General features: G+C 63.6%; 14 protein-coding genes. 7 read left to right on the top strand and 7 right to left on the bottom strand.

The window, feature by feature from the left end; translation table 11 throughout:
• Nucleotides 1–9: 9 nt before the first annotated feature.
• The 5 genes from ACN0T5_RS09290 to ACN0T5_RS09310 all read right to left on the bottom strand — a co-directional run bounded on the left by ACN0T5_RS09290 (nt 10) and on the right by ACN0T5_RS09310 (nt 6,620).
• Nucleotides 10–1,293, bottom strand: a complete 1,284-nt coding sequence (locus ACN0T5_RS09290; protein WP_417768347.1) for a TRAP transporter large permease — start codon at nt 1,291–1,293, stop codon at nt 10–12.
• Nucleotides 1,290–2,063, bottom strand: a complete 774-nt coding sequence (locus ACN0T5_RS09295) for a TRAP transporter small permease (protein WP_417768348.1) — start codon at nt 2,061–2,063, stop codon at nt 1,290–1,292. Before ACN0T5_RS09295 ends, ACN0T5_RS09290 begins: the two co-directional genes overlap by 4 nt.
• 137 nt (nt 2,064–2,200) lie before the next feature.
• Nucleotides 2,201–3,256, bottom strand: a complete 1,056-nt coding sequence (dctP, locus tag ACN0T5_RS09300; protein ID WP_417768349.1) for a TRAP transporter substrate-binding protein DctP — start codon at nt 3,254–3,256, stop codon at nt 2,201–2,203.
• Nucleotides 3,257–3,592: 336 nt separating this feature from the next.
• On the bottom strand, nt 3,593–5,266 hold the full coding sequence (gene ilvD, locus ACN0T5_RS09305; RefSeq protein WP_417768350.1) for a dihydroxy-acid dehydratase: 1,674 nt from the start codon (nt 5,264–5,266) through the stop codon (nt 3,593–3,595).
• Between the two features lie 313 nt (nt 5,267–5,579).
• Nucleotides 5,580–6,620, bottom strand: coding sequence for a LysR family transcriptional regulator (locus tag ACN0T5_RS09310; RefSeq protein WP_417768351.1), 1,041 nt, complete (start codon nt 6,618–6,620; stop codon nt 5,580–5,582).
• Between the two features lie 504 nt (nt 6,621–7,124).
• Here ACN0T5_RS09310 and ACN0T5_RS09315 point away from each other — a divergent pair.
• The 7 genes from ACN0T5_RS09315 (at nt 7,125) to ACN0T5_RS09345 (ending at nt 15,789) form a co-directional block, all read left to right on the top strand.
• Entirely contained in the window at nt 7,125–8,273 is a 1,149-nt protein-coding gene (locus ACN0T5_RS09315; protein WP_417768352.1) for an acyl-CoA dehydrogenase family protein, read from the top strand.
• A 397-nt stretch (nt 8,274–8,670) separates the two neighbouring features.
• Nucleotides 8,671–8,949, top strand: coding sequence for an acyl carrier protein (locus tag ACN0T5_RS09320; protein ID WP_417768353.1), 279 nt, complete (start codon nt 8,671–8,673; stop codon nt 8,947–8,949).
• Between the two features lie 43 nt (nt 8,950–8,992).
• On the top strand, nt 8,993–10,717 hold the full coding sequence (locus ACN0T5_RS09325; protein ID WP_417768354.1) for a cobalamin-dependent protein: 1,725 nt from the start codon (nt 8,993–8,995) through the stop codon (nt 10,715–10,717).
• Nucleotides 10,718–10,844: 127 nt separating this feature from the next.
• The gene (locus ACN0T5_RS09330; RefSeq protein WP_417768355.1) at nt 10,845–11,852 is read left to right on the top strand and encodes a hypothetical protein; all 1,008 of its coding nucleotides are present in this window, start codon (nt 10,845–10,847) and stop codon (nt 11,850–11,852) included.
• Between the two features lie 14 nt (nt 11,853–11,866).
• A complete protein-coding gene (locus tag ACN0T5_RS09335; protein ID WP_417768356.1) occupies nt 11,867–12,877 on the top strand; it encodes a 3-oxoacyl-ACP synthase III family protein in 1,011 nt (336 codons plus the stop codon).
• Nucleotides 12,874–13,959 carry an enoyl-CoA hydratase/isomerase family protein gene (locus tag ACN0T5_RS09340; RefSeq protein WP_417768357.1) on the top strand — a complete coding sequence of 362 codons (1,086 nt, stop codon included), beginning with the start codon at nt 12,874–12,876 and terminating at the stop codon, nt 13,957–13,959. Before ACN0T5_RS09335 ends, ACN0T5_RS09340 begins: the two co-directional genes overlap by 4 nt.
• A 258-nt stretch (nt 13,960–14,217) precedes the next feature.
• Entirely contained in the window at nt 14,218–15,789 is a 1,572-nt protein-coding gene (locus ACN0T5_RS09345) for an MFS transporter (protein ID WP_417768358.1), read from the top strand.
• Nucleotides 15,790–15,990: 201 nt separating this feature from the next.
• Here ACN0T5_RS09345 and ACN0T5_RS09350 read toward each other — a convergent pair whose 3' ends face one another.
• Nucleotides 15,991–16,764 (bottom strand): 2OG-Fe(II) oxygenase, encoded by a 774-nt coding sequence (locus tag ACN0T5_RS09350; protein WP_417768359.1) that lies wholly within the window; start codon nt 16,762–16,764, stop codon nt 15,991–15,993.
• A gap of 175 nt (nt 16,765–16,939) precedes the next feature.
• Nucleotides 16,940–18,847, bottom strand: coding sequence for an IucA/IucC family protein (locus ACN0T5_RS09355; RefSeq protein WP_417768360.1), 1,908 nt, complete (start codon nt 18,845–18,847; stop codon nt 16,940–16,942).
• Nucleotides 18,848–18,855: the final 8 nt, after the last annotated feature.

Raw genomic sequence — 18,855 nt, forward strand, 5'->3', positions numbered from 1 at the left:
ATGGAAGTTTCAAACACCGACCCCGAAGAAGCGCGGAACCAGAAGCGTGATCGTCGGGAAGATCGCGCAGAGCACGACGATCACCACATGGGCGAAGGCGAAGGGCATCGCCTCCCTGACCGCGCTTTCGTAAGGGGCGTTTGCTATTCGCGCGGCGGTCATCAAGGTCAGGCCGACCGGCGGCGTGATGTTTCCAAGATTGAGCGCCAGCAGCATCACCATGCCGGCATGCAAGGGGTCGAAGCCGAGTTCGACCAGCGCCGGCGCCAGCACCGGAACGGCGATGATGATCGCCGGCAGAACGTCGATGAACATGCCGATCACGACGAGCAGGGCCGCCACTGCCAGGATCTGCGCGATCGGGTTGTCGCTCATCGTGGCGATCGTCTCGGCCGCGTGGCGCGCGATGCCGGAGCGGGTGACGAACCAGCCGAGCACATTCGAGGCGCCGAGCAACAGGAACACGACGCCGCTGAAGCTGACGGTGGAGACGAGCGATTCCCACATGTCGTTCCGGCTCAGCCGCTTGTAGGCGAACCCGCCAAGGGCCAGCGCGTAGATGCAGGCGATGACCGAGGCCTCCGTCACGGTTGTCAGCCCGCTCAGCACGCCGCCGAGAATGACCAGCGGAATGCCCATCGCGGCCAGCGCGCTGATCCCGGTCGAGATCACCACAGACAGCATCACCCGCTGGTGGCTGGCATATCCGCGCCGCCAGGAAATGATGCCGCTGACGATCAGCATGGCGAGGCCCATCATCAGGCCCGGCACGATGCCGGCGGCGAAGAGGCCGAGTATCGAGATGTCGCGCAGGGTCGCGGCATAGGCGATCATGATGATGCTCGGCGGGATGATCGGCCCGACAATGGCCGAGCACGCGGTCACCGCCGCGCAATAGGAGGCGCTGTAGCCCTCGCGGCGCATGGAGGGGATCAGCGTCTTGCCGATTGCTGCCGTCTCCGTCACCGCCGCGCCGGTCAGGCCGGCGAACAGCAGGCAGGTCGTCACGTTGACATGCGACAGCGCTCCCGGCACGCGGCCAAAGAGCGAGGTGGCAAAGGCGATCAGCCGTTCGGTCAGGCCGGCGCGGTTCATGATCTCGGCGGTGATGATGAAATACGGCACCGCAATCAGCACATAGCCCGAGACGCCGGCATAGAACCGGTCCGCCAGAATACCCAGGAAGTCGACACCGCCGATGGAGAACGCGCCGACCATTCCGGCCGCCGTCAGCACCAAGCCGAGCGGCAGGCCGATGAACATCAGCACGACGAATGCAATGGAGGCGCTCATTTCACCAACTCGAGCATCTTGCGCGGCGCGCGCCCCGGCACATGCGTCGGCCCGCCTCCGCCGTCATTGACGGCATGGAGATTGCCGGCCGGTCCGTCGCCGAACTCCTGCATGACACCGGCAACTGCCGGCTCACGCCCGTCCGCGGTTTCGCCGGCCACATCGGATGTCTCCCCGTCCGGCAACATGTCGGCGCTCAGCACGCCGCGCTCCTCCAGCAGGGCCATCCCGTCGACCAGATGAAGGCAGAGGATGAGGCCCGCGACAGGCACGGCCGCCGCCGTCCAGTGGTGCGAGACCTGCAAGCTGCTGGAAATGATGTAGAGATTGGTCGCGTCCCGGAAAAACGTGATGCCGTACCAGACCAGCGCAAGCCCGAAGATCGCGATGGCCGCCAGGTTGATGCCTTGCGCCAGCCGTGCGGCCCATCGCGGCAGCAACCGGGCGACGGCGCCGATCGCGATGTGCTCGCCATACTTGAAGGCGACGGTGATGCTCAGCATTCCGAGCCAGGGCAGGAACAGGCGAAACAGGGACGGCCGGGTGTTGGCATAGGCAAAGGCCAGCGGACCGCTGTCGAAGAGCGAGGCCTGGCCGATGCGGGAAAGCAGCGCGAGCAGCAATTCCAGCACGATGCCGGCAGCCGAGATGGCCAGCATCAGGGCAAGGATCACGGCGCAGACCGCAATGGTCGCCTGGTTGACCCCGTCGCTTATCCGGCGCAAGCCGAACAGCAGGCGCACGGATCCGTTCGTGGAAGACACGCTCATGCCCTGCTCCCGGGTTGGGTCCATCGATTGCCGGGGCGGGACGATCCCGCCCGCGCCGAGACCACGCGTTGCCGCGGGCCCTGGACGGACGGGACCGGCGGATCTGGCGCCGCCGCCCGTCCGACATGCCTGGCCGTTCAGTCGAGATAGTTCTCGACGACCGACCGGTTCAGTTCGTCGCTGATCCGCGTCACTTCGGCGCGCAACTCGTCATAGAGCACCGCCTTCTCGCCGAACTCCTCGACCAGCCATTCGCGATAGACCGGTTGCGCGATCTCCCGCATCCGCGCCTTCTCGTCATCCGACAGGATGTGGCATTCCTCGAACTTCTTGCAGGAGTTCACCCAGCCGATGACCGTGATCTGCGCGGCAATGCCATGCGCCATGGCGACGGCCTCGCGGGCCGAGGTCATGATGATCCTCTGGTAGTCCTCGGGCAGTTCCGAGAACCACGCCTCGCTGACGCTCCAGGTGATGGTGTTGTAGACATGGCCGCTCCAGGTCGTGAAATTGGTCACGTCGTAGAGCTTGAAGATGTCGTTGACGCCCGGGGCATGGAAATGCCCGTCGACGAGCCCTGTCGCCAGGCCGGTCTGCAACTCGCCCCATGGCAGGGGCGTGGGCGAGGCGCCGAGCGCCTTCATGATCGTCATGTGCGCCTGGTTCTCCTCGACCCGGATTCGCAGGCCCTTGAGGTCCTCGACGGTGCGGATCAGGCGCTTGTTGTTGGCGAAGGCGACAAAGCCGCCGCCATCGTCGAGCGTGCCGAGATAGCGCAGGCCGCTCTCCTCGACCATCGGCTTCATGAACTTCGCGAACCAGGGGCTGTCGAAGAAGGCCCAGGCCGTGCGGTAGTCGGGAAACAGGAAGGGAGACGTGATCATCTCGTAGTTGCGATAGAACGACGCCTGGGTGCCGGAACCGAGCATCACCGACTGGATGGTCTTGCCGGCGCGTGTCTGCTGCGCAGCCTCGACTTCGCCGCCGAGCGCGCCGTTGCCGAAGACCTGGACGTCGATGTCGCCGTTGGTGGCGCTTTCCACCAGCTGCTCGAAATGTTTCAGGGCCGGCGCGGTCTCGTTGTTGGTGAGATCGTCGGGATAGAGATGCGCGATCGTCATCGTGTAGCTGGCCGCCATGGCCTGCGGCGCTGCAGCCAGGGCAAGCCCCGCGAACAGCGCTCCCGCGATCATCGAGCCGACGCCCCTCAGGCGTACCGCGCCGCCCGAGCGGCTCCGCCGGGTCGCAAGCTCCGGCCGGCGCCCGTTACTTTTGAAAAGACAACAACAAGAACACTCTCCAGCAGACATAATCCCCTCCTCGCACGGACTTTATTTATCTTGATTATGGCGAGGAGGATATTGAGCAACGAAATGACGGTCTAATTCTATTTTTCTATTTCTGACTATGACCAGATCAACTTGAATGCTGGAGGCACAAGCACGTTCGACCGGGGCCCGCGAAGGCCCCGGTCGACCGGATCACAGACCCGGCACCTCTTGCAATGCGAACCCGCGGGAGCGCCCGGCTCAGCCGGTGACGGCCCCCTTGCTCGCCGGCGTGGCGAGCTGCGCGAACTTCCCGAGCACCCCGGTCCGGTAGCGGGGCTCCGGCTGCCGCCAGTTCTTCCGCCGCCGCTCCAGTTCGGCATCGTCGACCTCGAGCTGCAGCAGTTGGCGGGAGGCATCGATGGTGATCGTGTCTCCCTCCTCCACCAGCGCGATCGTTCCGCCTTCATAGGCTTCCGGCGTGACGTGGCCGACAAGCATCCCCCAGGAACCGCCCGAGAAGCGGCCATCGGTGATCAGCCCGACGTCGGCGCCCAGCCCCCGGCCGATGATGGCCGATGTCGGCGCCAGCATCTCCGGCATGCCCGGTCCGCCCTTGGGGCCGAGATAGCGAAGCACCAGCACGTCGCCCTTGCGGATGCCGTCCGACAGGATCGCATCCATGGCGCTCTGCTCGTCGTCGAAAACGCGTGCCGGTCCGGTGATCGAGGTCGCCTTCAGGCCGGTGATCTTGGCAACGGCCCCCTCCTCGGCAAGGTTGCCGCGCAGGATGGCCAGATGGCCCTGCTTGTAGAGTGCCTCGTCGATCGGGCGAATGACGTCCTGATCGGCCGGCGGCGCGTCCGGCACATGCTCCAGCTCCTCCGCCAGGGTGCGCCCCGTGATGGTGATGCAATCGCCATGCAGCAGCCCCGCGTTGAGCAGGATCTTCAGCACCTGCGGGATGCCCCCCGCCTTGTGCAGGTCGACCGCCATGTACTTGCCGGACGGCTTGAGATCGCAGATCACGGGAATCTTGAGACGGATCCGCTCGAAATCGTCCAGCGTCCATTCGACGCCGGCCGCGTGACAGATCGCCAGGTAATGCAGCACCGCGTTGGTCGACCCGCCCGTCGCCATCACCAGCGCGATGGCGTTCTCGACGCTCTTGCGGGTGACGATGTCGCGCGGCTTGATGCCCTTCTTCACGGCCTCGACGAGGACGCGGGCGGACTCTGCCGTGGAATCGAACTTCTCCTGGTCGATATTGGCCATGGTCGAGGAGTAGAGCAGCGCCATGCCGAGCGCCTCGAAGGACGAGCTCATCGTGTTGGCGGTGTACATGCCCCCGCAAGCGCCGGTCGTCGGACAGGCGTTGCGCTCGATGCCCTCGAAATCCTCCTCGCTCATCCGGCCGGCCTTGATCGCACCGACGGCCTCGAAGGCGGAGATGACGGAAAGGTCCTGCCCCTTCCATTTGCCGGGCTTGATCGTGCCGCCATAGACATAGATGGCAGGCACGTTGGCCCGCACGATGCCGATCATGCCGCCGGGCTTGTTCTTGTCGCAGCCGCCGAGCACCAGGACCCCGTCCATCCACTGGCCCTGGACCGTCATCTCGACGCAGTCGGCAATGACCTCGCGCGAGATCAGCGAGTATTTCATGCCTTCCGTGCCCATCGCCATGCCGTCGGAAATCGTCGGCACGCCGAACAGCTGCGGATTGGCGCCCGCCTCCTTGATCGCCTTGACGGCAATATCGGCCAACGGCTGAAGGCCGGCATTGCAGGGCGTGATGGTCGAGTGCCCGTTGGCAACGCCGATCATCGGGTTGTCGAAATCTTCCTTGGTATAGCCGAGACCATAGAACATGGCCCTGTTCGGCGAACGCTCGATCCCTTGTGATATCGTCTTCGAACGCTCGTTGTATGCCACCCGCAATCCTCCCTCAGGCAATGCATGGCGCCGGGCCGCCCGTTTTCCCGATCCGTCCTGCGTCCCGGCCCGGCAGCGTTGGCGAAGAGCTCCTCGAACCGGTCCCTGCCGGGTCGTTCAAACGGAACGTGCTCGTTGCTGTAAAGGCTTATGCAGACGGCATTTTCGGCGAAGTTAGCGCCTCGCTATTCATTTCAGAAATATATTTGTCATATTCTTTTGAGTGATTTTACATATCAATCGCCATTCCGGAAAGCCGGGTGCCGGGCCGGCCAAATGCCGGTCCGGCGCCCTCAACGCGTTTCGGCGCGCCTCAGCCGCCCCCGGGAAGCCCCTGGCCGTTGAAGCCGGACGTCGCCTGATTGATGGCAACGGCGGCCGGCGCGGAGACGCCGCCCAGTCCGGGAAGCACCCCGGCAAGGTCCGGTCCGCCATCGCCCGCGTCACGCCCCTGGTCGCTCGCGTTCCTGGCGATCTCGACCAGCCGCAACACGGTTGGCGAGGGATCGTCGCGGCGCCAGACAAGGCCGGTCTCGATCACCGGCGGCTTGCCCTCCAGCCCGACATAGCGGACCCCGACACGGCCGAGCCGGCGCAGGGAGCCGGGCACCAGCGCGATTCCCATCCCCGCCGAGACGAGACTGATGATGGTCTGCATCTGGATCGCCTCCTGCCCGATCGTCGGCTGAAGGCCGTTGGCGACGAAATAGGTCGTGATGACGTCGTGGAAGGCGGGGGCGGAGCGCCGCGGGAAGAGCACCAGGGGCTCGTCCGCGACATCCTGGATTCGCAGCCGCCCTTCGGACACGTCGACACGGCCCGAGCGGACCCAGTCCTCGGGCACGGCCGCCATCAGCGGCTCGTGCAGCAGCGGCAGGTAGTCGAGCGAGGAATGCAGGGTCTGATGCAACGGAATGATCAGGCCGGCATTGATGTCGCCCTGCATCAGGGCATCGATCTGCAGGTCGCTGGTCATTTCCTTCAGCGACACCTTCACCTCCGGATAGGTGGCCCCGTAGTGGCTGATCAGTTCCGGCAGCAGATTGTAATCCGCCGTGGTGACAAAACCGAGCTTGAGGGAGCCGATCTCTCCCCGCGCGAGCTGACGCGCCAGCGCGGGCAAAGCCTCGACCTCCTCCAGCAGCTTGCTGACATGGGAGAGCAGGTGCTCGCCAACCGGTGTCAGGGCGACATTGCGCTTCGTCCGCTTGAAAAGCGTGACGGACAACTCCTCCTCGAGCGCAAGGATCGCCTGGCTGAGCGGCGGTTGCGTCATGCAGAGCCGCTCGGCGGCCCGGCCGAAATGCAACTCCTCTGCAACCGTTACGAAGAACTTCAACCTCCTGAGATTCATTGCTTGCCTTCTTCTCCCTCGGAATTGGTACTTGAACGCCGCCGTAAAAATTCACTCCCAAACCTTTATATGGCAAAAATATATATTTCTCGACACGCACGGAAAGTTGTATCTTGGTTGTAATTAAAATTAGTTTCTCGTACTAGGCGTGCCTATAATACTGAGAATAGGATTTTGTCACGCTCAAGGCGGGGGTCAGGAAGGCTACATCATACGTATTTCGTCTTTCTTGGTCTATATATGCATATTTCATAAACATTTAAGAATATCGAATGCGCATGTAATAAAATATACGATGAATCGCCTTTGGCGAAAGAAACGAAAACAAAATGACGGGAGGAAGGAAAGAAACGATCAGAGCTTTCCCTTCGTAAGAAAACGCAACCTGAAGTCGCATTGCAGCGCCCGATAACGGGCCCCTCCCGTACGGGCGGTCGGCATACGGCGAGGGTTGGCGCACACGCCGAGGATCCCCGCCGGGCGGGGCAGGCAAGAGGAGCAGACATGGATTTCAGCTTCACCCCGGAACAGGAAGCCTTCAAGGAAAAGGTGGTCCGTTTCGCCCGCGACGAACTCAACGAAGGCGACCTCACCCAGCGCGACCGGGATTGCGTCCTGTCGCGTGACCTGTGGAAGAAGATCGCCTCCTTCGGCATTCTCGGCCTGCCCTTCGAGAAAGCCTATGGGGGCAGCGAGCAGGACATCATCACCACGGTGCTGGCGATGGAGGCGCTCGGCTACGGCTGCCGCGACAACGGCCTGCTGTTCAGCATGAACGGCCAGATGTGGACCGTTCAGATGCCCATCGCCCAGTTCGGATCGCCCGAGCAGAAGGAAAAATACCTGAAGGGCCTGATTTCCGGCGAGTTGATCGGTGCCCACGGGATCACCGAGGCGGAGGCCGGCTCGGACGTGATGAGCCTGGGCACCACCGCAACCCGCGACGGCGACCACTACGTTCTCAACGGCGCAAAGGTCTTCTGCACCAACGGCCCCGTCGCCGATGTCTTCGTCATCTTCGGGACCGTCGACAAGAGCGCCGGCTCGCTTGGCCTCACCGGTTTCATTGTCGACCGCGACACGCCGGGCCTGGAGATCAGCCCGAATCGTCAGAAGATGGGCCTGCGCACCTCGCCCATGGCCTGGCTGACGCTCAAGGACTGCCGCGTTCCGGTCAGCGCCAGAATCGGCAAGGAGGGCCAGGGCGGACGCATCTTCAACAACTCGATGGAGTGGGAACGCAGTTCCATCCTGGCCAATCTTGTCGGCGCCATGGAGCACCAGGTGGAGCAGTGCGTCCAGCACGCCAACAAGCGCACCCAGTTCCGCAAGCCGATCGGCAAGTTCCAGTCCGTCTCCAACCGCATCGTCGACATGAAGCTGCGGCACGAGACGTCGCGCCTGCTTCTCTACAAGGTCGCATGGCTGAAAAAGACCAAGGGAAGCTGCGCGATGGAGGCGGCACTCGCCAAGCTCTATCTCAGCGAGGCCTGGGTGGCGTCGTGCCAGAACTCCGTCGTCATCCATGGCGGCTACGGCTACATGCAGGACTACGAGGTCGAGCGGGATTTCCGCGATGCGGTCGGCAGCCTGCTTTATTCCGGCACGTCCGACATCCAGCGCACCATCGCGGCCCGGGCCCTGGGTCTGTAGCGCTCCGCAGTTTCGGCGTCCCGGAACGAGGCTGTTCGGGAGACAGACACTTCAGCACCGACACCGCCAGACCGGTGTGATTGCGTGACGGGCCCGCAAAGCCCGTCACGCACCTGTATAAATTACGTATACATCTCAAATCCCAATATATTTCTCGATACTTATTTACACATACACACGATATTGACTGAAGATAATTTGCAAATATTCTTTCACAAGCGCGATGAACCGAATTTCGATCTAAAAATATCAAGAACATTGAAAAGAAATTCGGGCTTCGAATGAGGCGCTGATCGCATCGGCCGCAACTGTCGAAAGACCAGCCGATGCTGCGAGATCCGGAGGGATCGCCCGCGAGGCGATGCCAGGCGACCGGAAAACCGAGGAGGAAATGGCGATGACCGCACAGGCAACCAAGCTCGACGATGTCAACAAGACCCTGCTGGACTACCTGCTGGAGAACTCCGGCGTGACCATTTCCGGGAGCATCGATCCGGAGGAAAACCTGCTCGACAGCGGCATTCTCGATTCACTCGGCATCGCCGAGATCACCGAATATGTCGAGAAGGAATTCGGCATCGTCATCGACGAGGACGAGATCACCTCGCAAAACTACAAGACGCTCAATGCCTTGACCAACTTCTGTCACAGCAAGATCACCGCCGCCGCGGCCTGAGGGCTTTGCCCGCACGCAACGGCGCCAAACGGATGGCGATATCATGACAAGCACAGTCAAGGCGGACCTCATCCTGGTCCATGCCCCGGCGATCTTCGATTTCCGCAATCGCGACGATTTCGCGCTCGGCTGGTACGCAAGCCAGGAGAGCAGCAACGTCACCCCGATCTTCGAGATGCACCCGCTCGGCTTCCTGTCGATCAAGAGCTTCATGGCCGAGCGCGGGCTCGACGTGAAGATCGTCAATCTCGCCTCGCTGATGCTCAAGCACCCGACGCTCGACGTCGAGAAGCTGCTCGAGCATCTCGACGCGCCCGCCTTCGGCATCGACCTGCACTGGTTGCCCCATTGCCAGGGCTCGGTCGAGGTCGCCGGCCTTCTGAAGAAGGTGCATCCCGACAGTTTCGTCGTCTTCGGTGGCATCGTCTCCACCTATTACGCGCGCGAGATGATGCAGTATCCGCAGATCGACGGCGTCATCCGCGGCTACGACACGCTGGAGCCCTTCGCCAATCTCGTCAGCCAGATCAAGCGCGGCGTGCGCGGCCGCTACGACGTGGAGAACCTCGTCTACAAGGACAAGGGCGAGATGGTCGACAACGGCCATTCCTACACGCCGGAGGTCCTCAACGACGTCGCCATCGACTGGTCGAAGATGTTCCCCAAGACCGACAGCCTGCTCAACATGCCCAACCTGATGGTGCTGCCGAATACCGGCTGCCAGCAGAGCTGCGGCTGGTGCTCGGGGTCGCGCTGGGCCTACCAGCGGATGATGAATGTCGAGAAGAAGACCGTCTTCCACCGGCGCTCCGAACAGCTCGAGCGGGAGATCATGACCTTCCCGAAGACGGAATCGCCCTTGAGCGTCTACACGTTGCAGGCCTATTCGGAATCCTCCCCCCGCCTGCTCTCCTATCTGCGCGCGGTGTCCGAAAGCGGCGTCGTCAACTCGGTCTCCTTCGAGCAGTTCCGCCTGACCAAGCCGTCCGTCCTCAGGCAGATGGTGGCGGCGGCGCCCAATCTCGACATCTACATCAACCTCTCCCCGCAATCGCATGACGTGGAGATCAGCCGCCTGACGGGCCGGGGAACCTATACCAACGAGGAGATGGAGGCCTGGATCGCCGAAGCGCTCGATATCGGCATCAAGGGCTTCTACCTCTGGTACACGATCGGCATGCCGCACCAGACCCATGCCTCGGTCATGGAGACGGTCGCCTATTCCCGCCGGCTGATGGAGCGCTTCCCGGACGACAAGGTGGTGCCGACGATCTTCGGCATGGTTCCCTTCCTCGATCCCGGCTGCCAGTGGTTCGAGCAGCCGGCCGAGCATGGCTACACCGTGTTCCATCGCGACCTGGAATCGCATCGCAAATCGCTCACCCAGCCGCGCTGGCGCGACGCGATGAACTACGAGACCAAGTGGATGAAGCGCGACGAGTTCCTGCCCTCGATGTACGAGGCGATGCAGGTGATGGCCAATGACAAGGCGGATTTCGGACGCATCACCAAGCGCTCGATCAAGATCGTCAACGACCGCATCGATCACCTGCGTCACCTGACCGGGTCCATCGACCGGGAAATGGAGGCGACCGGCCGGCTCTCCTCGTCGCTGCGCAGCGAGCTTGCCGCCCACAACAACGAGATCCTCTCCTACGCGGCGGATGTCGCGCTGGTGAAGAAGCCGTTGTCCGGGCGCTGGTACGACGACCACACCGTGCCGCAGGACATCATCGACGCCTGCACCAGCAAGGCCCAGGCCGCCTGAGCGGCCGGCCCGCGGCACAGCTCCAGGCCCGGCGGCGCGCTTGCGCCGTTCATGACCGGCGGCGGCAATCCGCCGCCGGGGCTGCCGGGCCGCGCCCTCCCTTCTCATCCAAGGACGGACAACGACCATGCAAGCTGCCGGAACCACCCGTAACGACAGTGTCGGAATTCTCGCCGCCGCCCGCTACCTGCCGGAGCGAAGGCAGGAGCTTGGCGAAATCCTCGCCCGCGAGGGCCTGCAGGACAGCGCCGAGGCCGCGTCGGGCATCGGTGTCACGGGCGTCCATGTCTTCGAGGGTGAAAGCCCGACGGACATGGCCGTCTCGGTTTCCCGCCTGGTGCTCGAGGACGCCGGGCTGACGCCGCTCGACCTTGATGCGATCATCGACTTCTCGGTCATGCCGCAGCGCTATGTCGAGCCGGCCTGGTCGATGAGCAACGAACTGCAGGCCAAGCTTGGCGCCAAGAAGGCCTTCACGCTGGGCTATAGCGGCGGGGGTTGCGCCAACCTTCATGCCGGGCTGAAATTCGCCCGCGCGCTGATCCGTGCCAATGCCGACGTCGACCGGGTGCTGCTCGTGGCCGCCGACCAGGCGATCGCCGGCAACCGGGTGATTGCCGCCGGCGGGCCGGTGACCGTGCTCGGCGACGGCGCCAGTGCGGTGATCGTCGCCCGCGGCGAAGGCAAGGCAACGATCGTCGGCACGGCCCTGCGCTCGAACGGGCACATGCACGACGTCCTCAACATTCCCGGCGGCGGCATGGCCCACCCGACCCGGCTCGACCTCTACCGCCTGACGCTGGATGCGGACAAGCTTGCCTCCGTCGACCGGATGGGGGAGTTGCGCGGCCTCGTCGACAAGCTGCTCGGGCGGCACGGGCTCGCGGGTTCCGACATCGGCCGCTTCGTCACCTCCAACATCTCGCTGGAGGACACGCGGCGCTTCGGAGAGACGATGAATGCCAACGGCCGGCTCGCCAGCAACGGCTTTGCCGCGCATGGCCACCTGCATTCCTCCGATCTCGTTTTCAACATGCTTGAACTGATGGCGGGCGACGTGCCGGCCGACACCCATGTCGTGATGGCAAGCCACGGTCTCGGCTTCCTCTACGGCGCCACCCTGCTCAAGTTCTGACGAGGGAGTTTTCCATGGATCACGTCGGCATACTGTCGGAAGCCTTCTACCTCCCGCCGGACAAGAAGCTGGTCGAGGATGTCTTCCGCGACGAGGACGTCCCCTTCGGCACGCTGTCCAAGCATATCGATTTCCAGCGCGACATCGGCATCCACGACATCCACGTCACCGACGAACTGCCATCGGTGCTGGCGATCGAGGCGGCGACGCGCGCCCTCGATCAGGCCGGGGTCAAGCCGGAAGATGTCGACCTTGTCGTCGACTTCACCTCGATCCCGGAAGACTATGTCGGCCCGACCTGGTCTGCCGCCGGCCTGGTGCAGGAGCGGCTCGGGCTCGTCAACGCCTTCGCCACGGCGGTCAATACCGGTGGCTGCGCCAGCTATCATCTGGCGCTGAAGACCGTCATGTCGCTGATGCTGTCCGACGACGATGTGGAGACGGCGCTGCTGTTCGCCGGCGACCGCACGCCGGAGCTGAACAAGACCTATTATCCGATCACGGTGGCAAGCGACGGCGGCAGCGCCATCGTGCTGCGCAAGAATGCGACCCGCGCCCGCATCCTGGGCGTCGAGACGATCTCCATCGGCCGGTTGCACGATGTCTGGTATGTGCCGGGGCTGCAGAACCGTCAGCCGAACGAGGAGGTCACCGAAAAGCTGCTGCACATGTACGCCAAGATGGACAAGTTCAACGAGGGCGTCATCCCGATCAACTTCCGCATGTTCGGCAAGGTGATGAAGCAGCTCCTCGACAAGCTCGACATGAGCTTCGACGATGTCGACTATTACATCTACCCGACCTTCTCGACCTGGGATCAGGCCTATTTCATGAAGAAGTTCGACCTGAACCCCGACAAGGTCTACACGAAGGCGCTGAAGCATCGTGGTCATGTCCAGGAAAGCGACATGGTGATCAACTATGCCGAGGCCGTCGAGCAGGACCTGATCCGTCCCGGCGACAAGGTCATGGTCGTCTCCAACGGGGCGGGCTTCGCCTGGTCGGCAGCCCTCATCCAGCATTGACCGCCGTTTCACACACCCTGCCCGGCCGGAGTTCTCCGGCCGGCGAGCCGACTGTCCTCGTCCGGCGGCAGGGCCTTGCCGGGCGGATCACGCTGAACCGGCCGCGCGCCCTCAACACGCTTGACGAACCCATGCTGGGAGCGATCGAGACGGCGCTTGCCGACTGGCGCCACGACCCCGGCGTGCGGCTCGTCATCCTCGATGCGGCGGGCACCCGCGCCTTCTGCGCCGGAGGCGACATCGCCGCCGTGCACGGACGCGTCCTCTCCGGCGACAGTGCCGGCGCGCGGTCCCATTGCGCCCGCGAATATGCCCTCGACGCGGTGATCGCCGGCTATCCCAAGCCCGTTGTCGTCTTGATGGACGGCGTCACCATGGGCGGCGGCATCGGCCTTGCCTCGCATGCCAGTCATCCGGTCGTCACCGAGCGCAGCACGGTGGCCATGCCCGAGTGTGTTATCGGCTGGATCCCGGATTCCGGTGCCAGCCTGCTGCTCGCGCGCATGCCCGGGCATCTTGGCGACTGGCTCGCGCTCACCGGGGAGAAAATCGGCGCGCATGACGCGATCTCCCTCGGTCTTGCCCGCCATCTCGTCGCCTCCCGGGATCTGGAAACACTTGTCGAACGTCTCTGCCAGGACGGCGAGACAGCAGCCCTGTCAGATATGGAGGAGACGCCCGCCCCCGGCTCTCTCCTGTCCTCGCAGGCCCGTGTCGACGCGGTGTTCGCAAGTGTCGGCGTCCCGGCCGCCCTTTCCCGGCTGGACGGCATCCGCGACGGCGGCGATGCCGACCCGGACGCTGCCTGGGCATCGCGTACCGCCGCAGCCATCCGCAAGGCATCGCCTCTGTCGCTGGCATTGGCTCTGGCGGCAATCGGGAAGGCTCGTGCGCAGGGAACGCTTGAGGCAGCCCTTGCGTGCGAACTCTCGATTGTCAGTCGGCTGCTGAGCCATGAGGATTTCGCCGAGGGCATTCGTGCCGCGATGATCGACCGGGACCGCAAGCCGGTCTGGCATCACGCGCACGACCATGTTTTCAAGGCTGAAGAGCTTGCAGGGTTCCTCGACAGCTCTCGTTGAAAGGTCAGTCGCAAAGGCACCTGAATGCCCGGAAATTATATATTTCACGCTCTTCTGGGCTGGCTTTAGATTTCCCGTGTAAGACGCAGAAATACCAAAAACGATGTGGGGTTGCGGGGCGCCGGGCTGGCGCTTTCGTTGTCGTGCAGACGGCATCACACCGCACCTTCCGTCTTGCCAACCGTTTCACGGCATTTCGCCGTCGGTATCGCCGTCCGAGGGGCTGGCGGTCTCGAAAACGCATTCGGGAAACAGACAATGACCTCAGTCCAATCGACTACCGGCTCTTCGCTGATGGACAACTGGCCGACGCTGCTGGTCGCGGCGCTCGGCTCCTTTCTCGTCATTCTCGACGTGACCGTCGTTGCCATCGCGCTGCCGTCCATCGAGCGTGAGCTCAAGGCGAGCTTCGCGGAACTGCAGTGGATCATCAACGCCTACAACATCGCCTATACGTCGGTGCTTATCGCCGTCGGCGCCATCGCCGACTGGTTCGGAAGACGGCGGGTGATGGTCATCGGCCTGACCCTTTTCGGCATCACGTCGCTGATGGTCGGCCTTGCCGAGACGCCGCTGGCGCTGATCGGCGGCCGCGTCGCGCAGGGTCTCTCCGCCTCGGCGATGCTGATCCTCGGCGTGGCGCTGATTTCCAACGCCTTCCAGGGTGCTCAGCGCGCCCAGGCCTTCGCCATCTGGGGCGTCTCGATCGGTTGCGGCGCCGCCTTCGGCCCGATGGTCGGCGGCGTCCTCGTCGATCTCCTGAGCTGGCGCTGGATCTTCCTGCTGAACGTGCCGATCGTGCTGACGCTCATCGCGCTGTGCTACTGGCGGGTGGAGGAGTCCTCGGACGAGAATGCCGGCGGCCTTGACTGGCCGGGAATCCTGTCCTTCACCGGCGCGCTCGCCTGCCTGTCCTATGCGGTCATCGAAGGCGGCGAGAAGGGCTGGGCCAGCAACACGATCGTCGGTGCCATTGCCGGAGCGGCCGTGCTCTTCCTCGCCTTCGTGTGGATCGAGACGACCGTCAAGAAGCCGGCCTTCGACCTGCGACTGTTCCGCATCCCGACCTTCACCGGCATCCAGCTCATTTGCGTGCTGAACAGCATCACCTTCTGGGTCATGCTGGTCTACCTGCCGATCTATTTCCAGGTCGTGCACGGCATGTCGGCGTCTTCGGCCGGCCTGATGCTGATGCCGATGACGGTACCGCTTCTGCTGTTCGCACCGCTTGGCGCCAAGCTCGCCTCGCCGGACAGGCTCGGCGTGCGCGGACTGATCGCCTTCGGTTGCGGCCTTGTGGCTCTCGGCTTCCTGTGGCTGGCCATCGCACCGCCGTCGGAAGTGATCATGTGGGGCGTTGCCTTCCTGCTGCTGGGGCTTGGCACCGGTCTGATCAACGGCGAGTTGTCGAACGTGGCGACCGCCGTCGTTCCCCCGGAGCGGGCCGGCGTCGCGTCCGGCGTCAACATCACCTTCCGGCACGGGTCCTTCACCCTGTCGATCTCGGTGTTCGGTGCCATCCTGCTGTCCAGCATCACGCTGCAGCTTGGCGGCGATGCGAGCCTTGCCTCCGTCCTCGGCGACGGGCTCACCAACACGGCGAACCTCATCGCTCGCGGCGACTTCGCCGGTGCGGTCTCCAGCGCGCCGCTCGAGATCCAGCCGGCCATCACCGAGTTCGGGCAGGCAAGCTTCGCCAACGCCTTCTCGGTGCTCTTGTGGATCGTCGCCATCCTGTCGATCATCGCGATCGTCATTTCCGGGCTGATGATCCGCCGTCGCGACCTGATGGCCGGGCCGGAGGCCCAGGCTGCCGCAGCCGGCGAATAAGAGCACACCGCAACCAACATCGCCCGCCGCGCCGGTCTTGCCCGGCGCACCGTTCTTTTATCCCGGATCCCGGGCCCCAGCGAGCGACCGGAATGCAGAAGGCGCGCCATCGGAACCGATGGCGCACCTTCTGCATTTTTCAGATCGGCCGTTGAAGGCCTGGATCGCCGGGGAAGGCCAGGAAGCCTCCCCGTTTCGGGATCAGCTCCAGTAGGACAGCGGCTCGTCGTCGCCGCGATATCCGACGAAACACGACATGGTCACCCGCTGCGCGCCCACGCCGGGCGATACGCAATGGATGAGCTGCGAGTTGAACAGCACCAGATCGCCGTTCTGCGGCCGGATTACCGTTCTCGGCTCGCCGAGTTCGCTGCGGTCCACACCGTCGCTCGTCTCCTGGATCTTGTCCTGTTCGGGCGTCGGCTCGCTCAGCCAGAGTTCCAGGTCGCCGCCGGACGGCGGCATGTCGAGATAGACATTGACCGCCAGTTGCCCGCTCAGGCCCGACTGGCCGTCGACCAGCATGCGGGCCAGCCTGTCATTGTGCGGCAGCATCGTCGCCCCGGGCTCGATCACCCGGCAGGTGCCGACGAAGCTTTTCTGTCCGTCGATGGTCTGGATGGTGGCGCCGGCCGGCCACACTTCCTCCAGCAGCAGGCGGAAGTGATCGAGGGGCGTCATGCGCGGGTAGACCAGGTCTCGGATGCCCCAGATCGAACGGACCGCCTCGCTGTGGTAGCGGCTGGCATTGTCCGCGTCCTTGCCGACATCGACATAGCCCATGCCAAGGCGCTTCAGCGCGTTCTGGACCTTGTAGGCCTCCAGGTCGGAATGTCCCGCGATCCGCCGGGAGAATTCCGCCGACAGGTCGGCGGGATAGAAACCGGGCACGTGGATCGCGTCGATGTTTTTCGCGACGAGTTTGCGAATGCTGTCCGCCGTCAGTTCCTTCGAAATCTCCACCGCCTTGAGCATGGATTCTTCCTCCAGATGTATCGTTATTAATAACCAGGATGATTTTACGCGAGAGAATCCGCGAAAAACCTCGTCTCCAAGTATCCCAGAGGAGGTTTCTTGCAACAAATACGGAATTCATATCTTGTGCGAACTTGCGGCCCGGCCTGCGACCGCCCGGAGGCGGTCGCAACGTTCAGTCCGCGCGCGGGCCGACAAAATAGGTCGCGATGTGACCAAGCGCGCGGCGCATCGCCGATGACGACGTCCCGTTGCGGATCGCGTCCCGGGAGATCGGGTTTTCCAGCGTGCCGGCATATTCGAACCCCTTGTCGGGGTCGTTGGGATCGAGAAGCTGCCGGTTGTCGCGCAATTGCAGGCGGTTGATGCAGTTTCTCGGGAACTCCCGCGCGAAGACGTCGTGGCGGGCGAATTTTTCCGCGTATTGCGGATGGGCGGCCTGATAGGTGGCAGCGCATTCGGCGACCAGTCCCCAGAACCGTCCTTCCTCGAGAATGCCGCGTTCGTCGAGGATCGCGGCGAGATGGCGGAAATAGCAATCGAAGACATCCGTGAAAATGCCGTCGAGGCGCACCTCGTCGTCGAGCACGACGCAGTTGCGGCGCACCACCGGCGGCAGACCCGCGCCATCGTTGAGGATGCGCATTTCCTCCGCCAAGTCCTTCATGACGATGCGGGTCGGCGCGTCGTTCTCAAGGATCAGGATGACGTTCTCGCCATGCGGCATGAAGATGATGTCATAGGCGTAGTAGCAATGCAGGACGGGCGCGAAATAGGCGCGCAGATAGCGCCTGATCCATTCCTCGGCGCCAAGCCCGGAGCGCCCGATCAGCGCACCGGTCATCGCATCGCCCTGCGGGTCGAGATGCAGCAAGGCGGCCATGGTCATCAGCCGCTCGCCCGGCCGGATGAGGTTGACCGGGCTCTCGCGCCACAGCGCCGCCAGAACGTCCTTGTAGGGAGAATCCGCCGAAAGGCCTTCCTCGTAATAGGGATTGCGGTAGCTGATCGTGGCGACTTCGCAGATCAGGCAGAACCCGTTCTTCTGCAGGTAGCTGTCGCGCGCCAGCAGGTTGCGCAGCCACTCGTTGATTTCCGGCGTGGTGCGCATGTCCTCCGGCGACAGCCCGCGCTGCAGCATGAAGCCCATGTTGAGGATCGACAGCGCCATCTTCACGTAGCGCTTCGACGGGGATGTCGCGTTGAAGAACGTACGGATCGACTGCTGCGGCTGGTAGAGATCCTCCGACAGGCCGAGATAGACGATGTTGCCGCGGGCGATTTCCGCAGCAAAGCTCATCGATATCCGGTTGAACCACTGCCAGGGATGCACCGGCATGAACAGGTAGTCGTCCGGATCATGCCCCGCGCCGGCGAGCTGCTTGCGGTATCCGGAAACGACCTGTTCGCCGAGTTCCTCCGCCATCAACCGGTCGTGGTCGAGGCCGGCCATGCCCACGAAACGCGCGTGTTCCCGCGAAACCGCGACCCACACGATGGAGAGCGGGCCGGCCGCCTCGGGCGCGTAGAGCGGATAGTCGGCGGTGTTGAAGCCGAGCCGTCCGTTGTTGGCGACGAAGGAGGGATGCCCTTCCGTCATGCCGGTCTCGATGGCCTGGAAATCGGCGACGGCAAGATCGGACGCCCGATGCGGCTTGGTCGCCGCCTTGTAGGCGCTGCCATAGAGGATGCTGCTGATCTCGTCGAGATAGACGGGCATCATCGCGTCGCGGATGCCGAGCGGCTTGCGGAACTCGATGATGAATTTCAGCGCATCGATCGGCGCCGGCTTGCCGTTCACCCGCTTCTCGATCGACGCCGCGTCGACCTGCCAGTGATCGAGACGCAGGCGCCTTGCCAGGAACCTGTACTCGACATGTTCGGAAGGCTGCTCCAGCACATAGCGCGCCTGGTCGCCGGCCGGACCGACCAGACGCGGCAACAGCAGAAGCTCGTGCGAGAACTCGCTGATCGCCTTGCGCACCAGCAACCTGTTCACCCAGGCCCAACGGTCGCCTTCCAGATGCGCGGCGGCGCGCTCCTGCGGGGGCATCACATGCATTGCGGCACTCATGTCGTCCATGCTTGTCC

The sequence above is a fragment of the Stappia sp. genome, from assembly GCF_048261845.1.
Taxonomy (GTDB): Bacteria; Pseudomonadota; Alphaproteobacteria; order Rhizobiales; family Stappiaceae; genus Stappia.